This is a genomic window from Faecalibacterium sp. AF28-13AC, assembly GCF_003478405.1.
Lineage (GTDB): Bacteria > Bacillota > Clostridia > Oscillospirales > Ruminococcaceae > Faecalibacterium > Faecalibacterium prausnitzii_E.
Genome location: NZ_QUFG01000015.1, coordinates 8,907 through 21,991, shown reverse-complemented (window position 1 = coordinate 21,991; position 13,085 = coordinate 8,907). Strand labels below are relative to the sequence as shown.

The following is a 13,085-nucleotide window of genomic DNA, read 5'->3' as shown; positions in this document are numbered from 1 at the left end:
CAAAGATTCTAGAAGAATTCTATGCAAAAAATTGAAGTTATTGTTCGTATCACGAAGGGCCACTGCCCTCCCCAAGAGCAGACGATTTTTGAGTGGATTGAAATGAACCGTGCTGCGCCAGACACTTTGAATTATCCCGGTCTGGAAATAAACTTAGAACACCGTCGTGTTTTCAAAAACGGACAGGAAGTGTACATGAGCCGTTACGAATATGGCGTTTTAAGTTTAATGGCACGGCATCCGGGACAATTGTTTACAAAAGAGCAGATATTTGAAGCCGTGTGGCATCAGGATAGTGAAAGCTGCCTGACTGCTGTTACCAATACAATTGGACGCATCCGGCAAAAAATCGAGGATGATAGAGCTGCACCTGTCTATATCCGAACGATCTCCAACCTCGGCTACCAATTTATGCCGAACATTTCAGTGAAAAAAGATTCCTTATAACGATAAAAGCCATACTCAATGGGTAACTTAAACCTTGAGTATGGCTTTTATCGTTAGCTGGATAGATAAAAATTGACATCCTTGCAATCGGAAATAATCTTTTCTAAAATATAGAAAAAAGATTTTAGGAGGCGGTAAGATGCAATCCTTCGAAGATGTTCTGAGAGAGTTTGAAGATTTTTTGCAAACGGCATCCTATTTAGAGGTTCTCCCATGTCGATGGGGGTATGTACGGCTTTTTAATGAGGGTGCTCCTATCAACTTCTACGCAGTCTTATGCCGTACCCCACAAGAACTATATGATACGCTAGAAAATGATCTTGCCATTGAAAAAGAGGTTCAAAATCCACAACGAGACTGATTACGAGAAAATTATTGTGTAATTCGTTTGCTTTTCACGTGATTTTATTGAATGACCTGTTAGAATATTGCGTATTCAGACAAAAGAACGCCAGAGAGAAGCGTAACGTCCACTCTGGCAGCTTAGGTGTTTTTGTTCTGTTCTGAAAGTTCTGTCAAATGGATTGCGAGTGACCTTGTGGCATCCAACAGCGTTTTTCGCATTTCTGGCGGACAAGCAAAATAAATCGATTCTAACTCTCGACATTCGCGCTCTGCTTCTGATAAGTTCGGGTTGATAACCGAATCCAAGGAAAGTGGCAGAACATGGAGAATTGCACTTAAAATGTCAAAAGAAGGATTCTGTTTTCCATTTTCAATATTGGCGATATACTTCACCGAAACATTACTTTTCAGTGCCAGTTGCTCTTGTGTCATTTTCATCGCTTTTCGGACAGCCTTTATATGCATCCCCAGAGCGATTGCATCCGCATTCGGCATCATCATCACCTCAATAGTATTGTATCGTTCTTGCGGAAAGAGCGGTATAACATCATCGTTCCCGCGATTTTGTCCTATTGTGCCGATTTTGCGTTTCCCGGTCGAGTTATAAAAAAACGGTAACTCGTCCGGGCGATTTCACGCGCTATTCGATCACAGTTGCCGTTTGTGGAGGTAACTGTGATTTTTTATTGGGGTAACGCATCAAAAAAAGCCTGTCTGTTGCTGTAGACCAGAATGCCAACAAACCGGCACAATTGTTCTACTTCACAACCCATAATCATGCCGATGTGCAATATTGCGCCAGCTTCCCGCCATGGGAGGCTGGCGTTTTTGCGCTTTTAAGGGCAAGGTGTCGTGGGCCACCACGATCCTTTTTGTCCGAATGCTCACATTCCGTAAAATAACTGGAGGATTATTGATAATGAAATCGACCTATTTGCTTCCGTGGTTCAAGATGACCACATGGTACTTCCGACTGTCTCGATTGCTGGAAGTTTCCAACGTCAAAAAGCGCACCAAAAATCATAGTGCTGATGCCGACTGTATTTTCATGTTGGTGAAAAATCATGTGCTGGCCGTATCCGGCATGGGAGATGAAGCTCCGCCCACTCCCGGCGGAAGAAACGGAGGGAGTGATGTATTATGATCCTGCTGCAACGGGTGAACGAATCCAAAACCTCCGAAAAGACCGTGAAGTGACACAAGAACAGCTTGCCATCGACCTGAACATCAGTGACCGCTACATGAGAAATCTGGAGAAGGGTGAGAAAGTTCCGTCTGTCGACCTCTTTGTGGAGCTGCGGGAGCGATTTGGCTCCTCGCTGGACTACATCGTCTTAGGTGTGTCTGCGTCCCAGCGGGAGCAGGAACTGCAAGATCAGCTGCAAATGCTCCGCAAAGAACTGAAAGAAATGCAGCGGCGGATTCTTGTTATGCTGGAAATGCTGGGCGAATCTGCTTGATCAAACGTTTTACTGTTGTAAACCGGAACGATTGGTTCCGGTGAAAATGGCAAAACCGGAACTACTGGTTCCTAACGAGAACTTCAGTTTTCAAGTACACTATGGTCACAGCAAGGGCAGCCCCCTCACAGGGGGGGCGAAAAGTCCGAAACTGTACCGTGTACCTTGAAAATTGAAGAAGCAGCTTTTCGGTACTTCCAGACAATGATACTTCCGTAATTCGCGGCCCGGTCAGAAAGCAGACGGGGTGGCTGAGATGCCAATGGAGCGGTGCAAATCCGCCGCCGAAAAGTTCCCACCTCCGGGGTGTCGAGGACAAATAGGAGAAAAATAGTGTTTTTCAAACCACCAGTTGAGGATTTCTTGGCTGGTGGTTTTACATTTCCCATCAAAATACCGATATGGAGGAAATCTATATGAGTCGATTTTATAATAACTGCGTAGACGAAGCCAGCTTGACTACCCTCTGCCCGATTTGTCTGGATTCCTTTCAGGGGGCAAAGGGCGTTCGCGTCCGGCGCGCAGACCCTAAGCAGAAGATCAAGGATGTCTGCACCTACTGCCAGATTCGCTATGGTTTCGATTATTATGTACAGCCCGATAAGAACGCTGGGCAGTATGTGAAGCGAGGCCATTTCGATGATGAATCTGAATGCGCTTAAAATCGACCCGGAGTTTCAGGGCAAGATCCCGCCCCTGAATTTTGAAGAAGAACAACAGCTTGAGCAGAACATTCTCCACGAAGGGCGGCTGCTGAATCCCATTATCATCTGGAATGGCTTTATTCTGGACGGGCATACCCGCTACCGCATCCTGCGGAAGCATCCGTTCATCGCCTACCAGATACAGGAGATCGGACTGGATAACCGTTACGCGGCTCTTTCATGGATCTGCCAGAACCAGCTTGGACGCAGAAATCTCGACCCGGAACGGAAGAAGTTTCTGATGGGCAAGCTGTATGAATCCGAAAAGATGGCACGGGGCGGCTCCAAAGAGCGGGCACACGATGAGAACGGACGGTTCACCTCAATGGTTCAAAATGATCCATTGAGGGCAAAGCAGCTCTCCACCTGTGAGCGCATTGCCGCACAAAACGGCGTTGGGGCGGCTACCGTAAAGAGAGCAGAGAAGTATGCCAAAGGCGTAGACGCTGCGGAAGATGCAGTCCCCGGTGCAAGAGAAGAAATCTTGACCGGGCGCATTAAGGCAACGGATGCAGAAATCACCGCCTTGGCAAAAACGCCAAAGGCAGAAATTCCTGCTGCTCTTGCAGAATTGCGGAAGCCAAAGCAGGAACGTCAGCCCCGAAAAGCCGAAACAACTTCTTCAAAACAAACGCTTTCTGAAATCAGCAAAAGCATCCAAGGGCATCAACGCCAGCTTACTACCGAAGAAAGAACCTTTCTGAAAGCATCCATTGACAACCGCTATCAGGAACGAGCCGTTGCAAACGGTTCCCTGATGATGTGCGAAGTGCAGGGTGCGAAAGAGGACTTCATTCGCCGCTGGAATAGCATTTTCAAAGAATACCCGGATGTTTTTGAAGATTCGGACTGCCGCAAGATCATTCATGACTTGACCGAAGATGCCGTACAGTATCTTCTGAAAATAAAGGAGAAAACGCTATGATGCTTTCTAACCTGAACCTTTCCAGCCTGCCGGAGTGCAACTTCGAGGTGCGGTACGTTGACAGCGTTCTGCTGAACCCCTGCGCCGAATATCAGCGGCTGCTCCGCATGGGCAAGGTTGCACGAATCGCAGCAAACTTTTCGGAGTACATCGCCAATGAGCCGAAGGTCAGCTACCGGGATGGCCGCTACTTCGTCTTTGATGGTCAGAACACCATTGAGGCACGGAAAACGTGCAACGGTGGGCGTGACCTCCCGATTCGCTGCAAGGTCTTCTACGGCCTTTCTAAAGAGCATGAAGCTCTGCTGTTTGCTGTGCAGACAGGCATTTCCAGCGAACTGACCGCTGGTGAACAGCTTCGTGCCAAACTGGTGGCACACGAAGAAAACGCCTGCGATTTTGTTTCGGTAACGGAGGACACAGGTGTCCGCTTTGCACTGGATGGGATTCGTGCCCCGTGGAAAATCTACTGCATCCGCTCGGCTTACTACATCTACAAGAGTTACGGCGCTGCCCTTTACCGGGAAATGCTGAGTATCCTTGTGGATGCGTGGGATGGAGATTCGGATTCGTTCCTGTCTGGCATCCTGCACGGCATGGCTCGTTTTCTGGCTCTGTATCAGGGCGAATACAGCCGGGAGCGGCTGGTTGGTCGGCTGCGCACGGTGCATCCCAAGACCATCACCCGGTTGGCACAAAACGACACTGGCAATGTGGCAGACCGCCACATGAAACAGATCCTGTCCATCTACAACGGTGCTGGCCGTACCCACAATTTGCCCTGCAAGCGGTGATGAGCATGATCCCAGTCAACCGAAAATTTTTGCGCGGTGATATTTACTACGCCAATCTGGAGCCGCACCTTGGCTCCGAGCAGGGCGGTATCCGCCCTGTGGTCGTGGTGCAGAACAACACCGCAAACTGCTATTCGCCCAACCTCATTGTTGCGCCTGTCACATCAAATACTGCAAAGAAGCCCGATCACCAAGCCCACGTTCTTGTGGACGGTAATCGGGCTTTTTTGCAGCCCTCTATGATCTTGGCAGAATCTGTCCAGACCATCAGCAAGGGACGGCTGATCCGCCCGATGGGGCGGTTGAGCATCCCGGAACTCATTCGGCTCAATTATGCGCTGCTCTATCAGCTCGATCTGAACGAATGGGTATGGAGAAAGGAGGCCTATGAACGCTATCTGCGATACCACCGCTAAATCTGAAACTCTTTCCGTCAAAGGCTGCAAAGTCAAGATCACCTATGCGCCTGCGGATACGGACTGTCTGGATGCGATCCAGAAGCTGCTGCAAACCACCATCCTGCGCACGGCAGGGCACACCGCTGCCTGACATCCTTGTGTTCCTTGAATGCGTGAGATAAGATAAAATCGAACTGAACCTTGAAAACAAAATATGGACGAAACACGTTTGATTTTTCCTTTCTCACTCAAAGAAAGAGAGATTGAAATGAAAAAACGTGTCTATACCTTATACCGTGTTTCGACAAAGGGACAGGTCGAGAAAGACGACATCCCCATGCAGAAAGAAGCCTGCCGCAACTTTGCAGAAAGTCAGGGCTGGGAGATCGTCAAGGAATTTTCCGAAAAAGGCGTTTCCGGCTTCAAAAAATCTGCCAAAGAGCGTGACGAACTCCAGAAAATTCAACAGGCCGCGATGGAGGGCAAGTTTGACATCCTGCTGGTGTTCATGTTTGACCGTCTCGGTCGCCGTGATGATGAAACGCCCTTTATCGTAGAGTGGTTCACGAAGCAGGGCATCGAAGTCTGGAGCGTGAACGAGGGACAGCAGCGATTTGACACCCATGTGGACAAGCTGATGAACTACATCCGCTACTGGCAGGCATCCGGCGAAAGCCTGAAAACCTCTGTACGAACCCGGACAAGGCTGGAACAGCTCACCGGGGAAGGACACTACACGGGCGGAACTGTGCCTTACGGCTACAAGCGTGTCCGGCTTGGCCGGGTAAATAAGAAAAATCAAGAAGTCTGCGACCTTGTGATTGACGAAGCGGAAGCGGAGATCGTCCGGCTGATTTTCCACAAGTACGTTTACGAGGGCTACGGCGCACAGAAGTTGAGCCACTATCTTTATGAACAGGGAGTCGTAGGACGGAACAACAAAAACATTCCCAACACCAGCATCGTTCGGATGATCAAGAACAAAGGATACACGGGATACCTCATCAACGGTGCGGTGGAGGCCGAATGCCCACAGCTCCGCATCATCGAACCAGAGCTGTTCGAACAGGCACAGGAACTGCGGCAGGCACGCACCTGTGAGCGTGGCGGCACTTCACTGGGCACCAGCTCCAAAGCCCTGTTGACCGGGCTGGTTTACTGCGGTCACTGCGGCAACCGCTTGAGCCTGACCAGCAGCGGACGGACACACACCTACGCAGATGGGCATACGGTGAAAGAAGTCCGGCCCCGGTATAGCTGCTTTTATAAGATCCGGCATCCGGGTGACTGCGATGGGCAGTCCGGCTATGGTGTTTCTAAGCTGGATTCCATTGTAGAAGAAGTTGTCCGGCAGATCTTCGCACAGTTCCGGGAGGTTTCCCGGAAGAAGCTGCTGGAATCGGTCAAGACCAACGATGCCGCTCGCATCCAGAAGAAGGTCAAGAAAATCCAGAAAGACTTGGAAAGCAAGCAGAAAGAACTGGACGACCTGAAAGCCGAAACCATCCTCGTCATCCGGGGCGTAAGTGCCTTGGACAAAGAACTGCTCGGCACACTGGTAGCCGAGGCAAGAGAGACTTTGGAAACTCTGGAAAAGCAGCTCGTGCAGGCACAGGAAGAATACGAAGAAGCCACCAAAACGGCAAAGCGCAGCAACTACATCTGCAACGAGCTGTTTACATGGGCGGATGTGTACGACACCGCCAACCACGATGAACGCCGCGCTATCTTGCAGCAGTTCATTACGGAGATTCGTGTCCGAAAAGACTACGAAATCTCGATCACCCTGAACGCCAGCTTCAACCAAGTGGAACAGCTCAAGGCTGTGTCAACCTACGATGGTGCGGAAATTTTTGAAGAAATTTCCGAGAAGGGGGCATAAAAGCGATGCGCTTGCCCGCAGCACTCTGCAAAATGCAAAGAAAGAAGCGTGAAACCGATGGATTTTCAAAAAGTACATGGATGACCCCGCCCGGTTCGCATCCGACTTCAGGGTTCGGAGCCCGGCACGGTCTGCCAAAGTTTTTTAGGCATAAAAAACGCCGCATCGTACAAAACGATGCGGCAAATTGGTGGACCTAGAGGGATTCGAACCCTTGACCTCTCGGATGCGAACCGAACGCTCTCCCAGCTGAGCTATAGGCCCATATTTAGGGGCGTGACTCGGTTGGGCGACCAACCGACATACTCCCCATTTGAATGCCCACAACTCCGTGGGGCACAAAAGCGATACGCTTGCACTCCCAACTGAGCTACGAGCCCACAAAAAAGCACCCAATTTCTAATGGGGGCAAATGAGCTATAACACCAGATCGGGAATGCAACGCTTGCACTCCCAGCTGAGCTATAGGCCCATATTTAGGGGCGTGACGCGGTTGGGCGACCAACCGACATACTCCCCATTTGAATGCCCACAACTCTGTGGGGCACAAAAGCGATACGCTTGCACTCCCAACTGAGCTATAGGCCCATATTGACAAGATGATTTGCGACGCTGTTAGTTTACCTCTTTTTGGAGAGTTTGTCAAGGAGTTTTGTGAGGCGGCGAAGGGAAGCGGATGAAAATGGTTGTAATTTCCGGAAAAGTGCGGTAAGCTGGAAGCAAGTCCAACCAAAACTGCACGGCCCCGGCGGGCCGTCAAACCGGAAGTGAGGAGAACCAGGATGCTCAAACAAAGTCAGATTGACCTCTGCGGGCGGGTGGATTTTACCCGCGAAGTGCCGCTGCTGGGGCGGGACGAGGCGTTTTCGTTTGCCTGCGCGGGCTGCGGGGACTGCTGCCGGGGGCGGGAGGACATCGTGCTGTCCGGATTCGATCTGTGGCGGATCGCGGCGCGGCTGCGGCTGCCGACGCGGACGGTGGCGCGGGCGTTTTGCAAGGCGTCCATCGGGCAGGTGAGCCGTCTGCCGGTGCTGCGGCTGGCCCCGGTGCGGGAGGAGGGGAACAACTGCCCTTTCCTGACCGAAGACCACTGCGCCATCCATGAGGCGGAACCGCTGGTCTGTGCGCTCTATCCGCTGGCACAGGAGATCACCAGGGAAGGGGAGGTCGGCTACTTTTTGCAGCCCACCCGCTGCGGCGGGCAGGTGTTTGAGGCAAAGGTGGGGGACTATCTGGCCCGGTACGATGTCCCGGCGCGGGAGGCGACGGATGTGCGCTGGGCGCAGACCTGCCTTGCGTTGGAAGACCGGGTGGAGGCGCTGGAAGCGCTCTTTGAACCGGTCTTCCAACGGCGGATGCAGCAGAAATTGTGGCAGGCGCTCTATTATCAATATGAGATCACACAGCCGTTCCTGCCGCAACTGGAGAAAAATCTCGTCTGGCTGGAGACGGAACTCGAAAAGTTGTCCGCGCTGCAACGGCGCAGGAACGTGCGTTTTGATAAATCCATCGAAAAAATCGAACGATAAAATTACTTCCATCAATAACTTGGGCTGCGGACGGATTGTATTCGGGCAGGAAATGTGCTATACTTCACGAGTGTAAAGCGGACGTGAAAAACCGCTTGAGAAAACGCTTTCCTGCGGCATCCTGTGGCCGCAGAATGGAAATTGAGGGAGTAATCATTATGCGTAAAATCACTCGCCGTTCGTTCCTGTCTGCTGCCGCTGTCTGCGGCGCAGCTGCTGCTCTGACTGCCTGCGGCGGTTCCGCCTCCAGCGCAGCCTCCTCTACGGCTTCGTCTGTGGCTTCCACGGCCGCTTCGGCCGCAGCTGACGGCAAGAGCTATACCATCGGCATCTGCCAGCTGGTCGAGCATGCCGCTCTGGACGCTGCAACGCAGGGCTTTGAGGATGCCCTGACCGAGCAGTTCGGCGACAATGTGAAGTTCGATTTCCAGAATGCACAGAACGATTCCGCGACCTGCGCCACCATCGCCAACGGTTTTGTCTCCGCAGGCGTGGACCTGATCATGGCAAACGCAACGCCCGCTCTGCAGGCTGCACAGGCTGCCACCAACAGCATTCCCATTCTGGGTACCTCTGTCACCGAATACGGCGTGGCGCTGGGTCTGACCGACTTTGACGGCACCGTGGGCGGCAACGTCTCCGGCACCTCCGACCTGGCCCCGCTGGACCAGCAGGCTGAGATGATCACCGAGTGGCTGCCCGACGCCAAGAAGGTCGGCCTGCTCTACTGCTCCGCCGAGGCCAACAGCCAGTATCAGGTGGATGAGGTCCAGAAGTATCTGGAGGCTGCCGGTGTCACCGCCACCCAGTATTCCTTCTCCGACTCCAACGACCTGGCTTCCGTCTGCCAGAAGGCTGCGGACGAGAACGACGCCGTCTATGTCCCCACTGACAACACCTGCGCTGCCAACACCGGCATCATCGACGGCATCTGCCGCCCGGCCAAGAAGCCCGTGTTCGCCGGTGAAGAGGGCATCTGCTCCGGCTGCGGCGTGGCCACCCTATCCATCAGCTACTACGATCTGGGCTACACCACCGGTGAGATGGCCGCTAAGATCCTGATCGGCGAGGCCGACATTTCGGAGATGCCCATCGAGTACACCGATGTGACCAAGAAGTACAACAAGACCATCTGCGAGGACCTGGGCCTGACCGTTCCGGAAGGCTACGAGGCCATCGAGGGGTGATCCGCACAGCGGGCGGCAGAGCAGAGGCTCCGCTGCTGCGGAAAACCGGATAAAATACAGCGGAGGAGAGCGGAAAATGCGCTTCTCCGCTGTTCCCGTATGAACGCGGGAACGAAAAAAGTGTATCGTTTGGAGGTTTTATTTTGGAACTGCTTGCTAGACTTGCCAACCTGCCCGGTGCGCTGCCCGGCGCCTGTGCACAGGGCCTCATCTGGGGCATCATGGCCATTGGTGTGTACCTGACCTACCGCATCCTCGATGTCGCAGACCTGACCGTGGACGGCTCCTTCGGCACCGGCGGCGCGGTCTGCGTCATGTGCCTGCTCTCCGGCATGAACGTCTGGGCAGCGCTCTTCGTGGCGCTGCTGGCGGGCCTTGCCACGGGTCTGGTCACCGGCCTGCTCCATACCTTTATGGGCATCCCGGCCATCCTTGCCGGCATCCTGACCCAGCTGGCCCTCTATTCCATCAACCTGAAGATCATGGGCAAGGCCAACCAGTCCATCAATGTGGACAAGTACGACCTGCTCATCTCGCTGCGCTGGGTCAAGGAATTTGCCCTGCACAACCCCATCGTGATGGTCATCCTCGTCACGGCGGTACTCATCGGGGTGCTGTACTGGTTCTTCGGCACCGAGCTGGGCTGCGGCATCCGTGCCACCGGCTCCAACCCCGCCATGTCCCGCGCACAGGGCATCAACACCAGCTTCAATGTGGTGTTGGGTCTGGCCGTCTCCAACGGTCTGGTCGCACTGTCCGGTGCGCTGCTGAGCCAGTATCAGGGCTTTGCAGATGTCAGCATGGGCCGCGGTGCCATCGTCATCGGTCTGGCTGCTGTCATCATCGGTGAGGCCGTGTTTGGCCGCATCTTCCAGAACTTTGCACTCAAGCTGGTGTCCGTTTCGCTGGGTGCGATCATCTATTACATCGTCATCCAGCTGGTGCTGACCCTCGGCTTTGACGCAAACCTGCTCAAGCTGCTCAGCGCTTCCGTGGTGGCCATCTTCCTGGCGGTGCCTTACTGGAAGAGCCGGTACTTCGCAAAGCCGACTGCAAAAAAGAAGGAGGGTGCGAAAAATGCTTGAGATCCAGAATGTCTCCAAGACCTTCAATGCAGGCACGGTCAATGAGAAAACGGCCCTGAACGGGCTGAACCTGAAGCTGAACGAGGGCGACTTCGTTACCGTCATCGGCGGCAACGGTGCGGGTAAATCCACCATGCTGAACGCGGTGGCCGGTGTCTGGCCTATAGACGATGGTAAGATCCTAATCGACGGCATCGACGTCACCAAACTGAGCGAGCACCAGCGCGCCGCCTACATCGGCCGCGTCTTTCAGGACCCCATGACCGGCACGGCCGCCACCATGCAGATCGAAGAGAACCTCGCTCTGGCCGCCCGGCGCGGCAAGCGGCGCGGCCTGCGGATCGGCATCACCAAGGCCGAACGGGAGCGCTACCGCGAACTGCTCAAGAGCCTGGACCTGGGCCTGGAAGACCGCCTGACCGCCCGCGTGGGTCTGCTGTCCGGCGGTCAGCGCCAGGCGCTGACTCTGCTGATGGCGACCATGAACAAGCCCAAGCTCCTGCTGCTGGACGAGCACACCGCCGCTCTTGACCCGAAGACGGCGCTCAAGGTGCTGACCCTCTCGGCCAAGATCGTGGAGGAGAACCACCTGACCACCATGATGATCACCCACAATATGAAGGATGCCATCAAGTACGGCAACCGCCTCATCATGATGTACGAGGGCCACATCATCTACGATGTCTCCGGGGAGGAGAAGAAGAAGCTGCAGGTCTCCGACCTGCTGGCCAAGTTCCAGATCGCCAGCGGCGGCGAGTTTGCAAACGACCGCATGATCCTGTCCTGATCTGGTTCTGAGGAAAGGGCGTCCTGCCTGTGTATGGGTGGGACGCCCTTTTTCCTCGTGGAGCTGACGCTGCTGTTTTTTCACTATTACATCTGTGCAATGCTCCTGACGCCGGAAGAAAACGCAGCCCTCAAGCGGGTGAAGGTGGTGCGGGCTATTTGCTGTGTGGGCCTTGCATTGGTGATCGTATCGCAGTTCACCGGGCTGTACTATACGTTCGATGCGTCCAATGTCTACCACCGCACTGCAGGGTATCCCATTTCCATGATCGTTCCGGTGGTGGCCATGGCGCTGGACGGCAGCCTGCTGCTGCAATACCGGGCGCGCATCAGCCGGGGCATGTTTCTGGCGACGGGGTCCTATCTGGTGCTGCCGCTGCTCGCGATCTCGATCCAGATCGTGCACTACGGTCTGGCGCTGGTCGATCTGGCCATTGGCGTTGCGATGGTCCTGATGTTCCTGGTCTCCATCAAGGAGCAGAACGAAGAGATGCTCCGGCTGGAAACGAGCCGGGCGCATCTGTCGGAAAAGCTGGACATCGCCACGGTGCTGAACCGCTGCGTCGAGAAGCTCTCCGGCGGCGGGCACGATCTGGACAAAGCGACCCATGACCTGCTGGGTGTCATCAATGACTATTTTCGTGCAGACCGCAGCTATGTTTATGAGCTGAACGCAGCCAACGGCATCGCTGTGAATACCCACGAGTTCGTCCGGGATGGTGTGAGCGCCGAAAAGGACAACTTGCAGAAAGTTCCGGTGGAGATCATTGCCTCCTGGCTGGAGGCCTTTGAACGGGACGGGATCTATTTCATGGAGGATGTCGGGCAGGTAAAAGGCACGGAGCTGTATGCGATGATGCAGCAGCAGAATGTGCAGCGCCTGCTGGCGGTGCCACTGCGGCGGGAAACGCGCATCATCGGCTTTCTGGGCGTCGATAACCCCAGAGAGCATTCGCATGACCCGACGCTGCTGTCCTCCATCCAGTTCTTCGTCACCAACAGTCTGGAACAGAAAAAGGTGCAGGAAAAGCTGTATCGCCTGAGCTATCGGGATACCCTGACCGGGCTGGACAACCGCAACCGGTATATGGAGCTGCTGGAGGCAGGGAAGGAGAACGCGCTGAAACAGGTGGGCGGCATTTACATGGACCTCAACGGCCTGAAGCGCTGCAACGACTGCTTCGGCCATGCAGCGGGCGACGCCCTGATCTGCCGTGCAGCGGATGCGCTGAACGATGTGTTCCCCGGTAAAGCTTGCCGCATTGGCGGGGACGAGTTCGTGGTCATCTGCTGCCCGGTCACGCAGGAAAAATTTGAACAGCAGGTGGAAGCTTTGCGGGCGGCACTGGTCCGCCATCAGGTGGATGCAGCCATCGGCTCGTTCTGGCAGTCGTTGGTCGAAGACCTGCCCGCCTTCCTCCGCGAAGCCGACGACCGGATGTACAGGGAAAAGGAACGTCAGAAGCGTGCAGCGCGGCCCTCGGCTTAGGCGAACCGTTCTGGATACAATAAAACATATAATAAATAAGCAGCGCCCGCCGGG

At 54.2% G+C, this 13,085-nt stretch carries 16 protein-coding genes and 1 tRNA gene; 15 read left to right on the top strand and 2 right to left on the bottom strand.

Translation table 11 applies throughout. From position 1 onward, the window contains the following. Positions 1-21 precede the first annotated feature (21 nt). A complete protein-coding gene (locus DWY95_RS15575; protein WP_097793460.1) occupies positions 22-447 on the top strand; it encodes a response regulator transcription factor in 426 nt (141 codons plus the stop codon). A gap of 139 nt (positions 448-586) precedes the next feature. Next, positions 587-808, top strand: a complete 222-nt coding sequence (locus DWY95_RS15570) for a hypothetical protein (protein WP_015564162.1) — start codon at positions 587-589, stop codon at positions 806-808. A 122-nt stretch (positions 809-930) separates the two neighbouring features. Here the strand turns inward: DWY95_RS15570 and DWY95_RS15565 are convergent, their stop codons facing one another. Continuing rightward, positions 931-1,293 carry a helix-turn-helix transcriptional regulator gene (locus DWY95_RS15565; RefSeq protein WP_118554199.1) on the bottom strand — a complete coding sequence of 121 codons (363 nt, stop codon included), beginning with the start codon at positions 1,291-1,293 and terminating at the stop codon, positions 931-933. A gap of 418 nt (positions 1,294-1,711) precedes the next feature. On the opposite strand from DWY95_RS15565, the gene DWY95_RS17145 reads away from it, so the two are divergent. The 8 genes from DWY95_RS17145 (at position 1,712) to DWY95_RS15535 (ending at position 6,955) form a co-directional block, all read left to right on the top strand. Next, complete coding sequence (locus DWY95_RS17145; protein WP_158577577.1) at positions 1,712-1,936, top strand: hypothetical protein; 225 nt, start codon at positions 1,712-1,714, stop codon at positions 1,934-1,936. Next, on the top strand, positions 1,926-2,252 hold the full coding sequence (locus DWY95_RS15560) for a helix-turn-helix transcriptional regulator (RefSeq protein WP_158577576.1): 327 nt from the start codon (positions 1,926-1,928) through the stop codon (positions 2,250-2,252). Before DWY95_RS17145 ends, DWY95_RS15560 begins: the two co-directional genes overlap by 11 nt. Before the next feature lie 416 nt (positions 2,253-2,668). Beyond that, the gene (locus tag DWY95_RS15555; protein WP_097783479.1) at positions 2,669-2,914 is read left to right on the top strand and encodes a hypothetical protein; all 246 of its coding nucleotides are present in this window, start codon (positions 2,669-2,671) and stop codon (positions 2,912-2,914) included. Beyond that, positions 2,892-3,881, top strand: a complete 990-nt coding sequence (locus tag DWY95_RS15550; RefSeq protein WP_118554198.1) for a hypothetical protein — start codon at positions 2,892-2,894, stop codon at positions 3,879-3,881. Before DWY95_RS15555 ends, DWY95_RS15550 begins: the two co-directional genes overlap by 23 nt. Then, the gene (locus DWY95_RS15545; RefSeq protein WP_118554197.1) at positions 3,878-4,675 is read left to right on the top strand and encodes a DUF6551 family protein; all 798 of its coding nucleotides are present in this window, start codon (positions 3,878-3,880) and stop codon (positions 4,673-4,675) included. Before DWY95_RS15550 ends, DWY95_RS15545 begins: the two co-directional genes overlap by 4 nt. Continuing rightward, positions 4,675-5,091, top strand: coding sequence for a type II toxin-antitoxin system PemK/MazF family toxin (locus DWY95_RS15540; RefSeq protein WP_227619302.1), 417 nt, complete (start codon positions 4,675-4,677; stop codon positions 5,089-5,091). Before DWY95_RS15545 ends, DWY95_RS15540 begins: the two co-directional genes overlap by 1 nt. Next, positions 5,063-5,224 (top strand): hypothetical protein, encoded by a 162-nt coding sequence (locus tag DWY95_RS17140; protein WP_158577575.1) that lies wholly within the window; start codon positions 5,063-5,065, stop codon positions 5,222-5,224. Before DWY95_RS15540 ends, DWY95_RS17140 begins: the two co-directional genes overlap by 29 nt. A 117-nt stretch (positions 5,225-5,341) precedes the next feature. Continuing rightward, complete coding sequence (locus DWY95_RS15535) at positions 5,342-6,955, top strand: recombinase family protein (protein WP_118554196.1); 1,614 nt, start codon at positions 5,342-5,344, stop codon at positions 6,953-6,955. A gap of 188 nt (positions 6,956-7,143) precedes the next feature. Here DWY95_RS15535 and DWY95_RS15530 read toward each other — a convergent pair. Continuing rightward, positions 7,144-7,219 (bottom strand) — tRNA-Ala (locus DWY95_RS15530). 518 nt (positions 7,220-7,737) lie between these two features. Here DWY95_RS15530 and DWY95_RS15525 point away from each other — a divergent pair. The 5 genes from DWY95_RS15525 to DWY95_RS15505 all read left to right on the top strand — a co-directional run bounded on the left by DWY95_RS15525 (position 7,738) and on the right by DWY95_RS15505 (position 13,031). Beyond that, positions 7,738-8,484 (top strand): YkgJ family cysteine cluster protein, encoded by a 747-nt coding sequence (locus tag DWY95_RS15525; RefSeq protein WP_118554195.1) that lies wholly within the window; start codon positions 7,738-7,740, stop codon positions 8,482-8,484. A gap of 158 nt (positions 8,485-8,642) precedes the next feature. Further along, positions 8,643-9,671 carry an ABC transporter substrate-binding protein gene (locus DWY95_RS15520; RefSeq protein WP_118554194.1) on the top strand — a complete coding sequence of 343 codons (1,029 nt, stop codon included), beginning with the start codon at positions 8,643-8,645 and terminating at the stop codon, positions 9,669-9,671. A 143-nt stretch (positions 9,672-9,814) separates the two neighbouring features. Then, positions 9,815-10,756, top strand: a complete 942-nt coding sequence (locus tag DWY95_RS15515) for an ABC transporter permease (RefSeq protein WP_118554193.1) — start codon at positions 9,815-9,817, stop codon at positions 10,754-10,756. Next, positions 10,749-11,543, top strand: coding sequence for an ABC transporter ATP-binding protein (locus tag DWY95_RS15510; protein WP_118554192.1), 795 nt, complete (start codon positions 10,749-10,751; stop codon positions 11,541-11,543). Before DWY95_RS15515 ends, DWY95_RS15510 begins: the two co-directional genes overlap by 8 nt. Before the next feature lie 33 nt (positions 11,544-11,576). After that, positions 11,577-13,031, top strand: a complete 1,455-nt coding sequence (locus DWY95_RS15505) for a GGDEF domain-containing protein (protein WP_118554191.1) — start codon at positions 11,577-11,579, stop codon at positions 13,029-13,031. Positions 13,032-13,085: the final 54 nt, after the last annotated feature.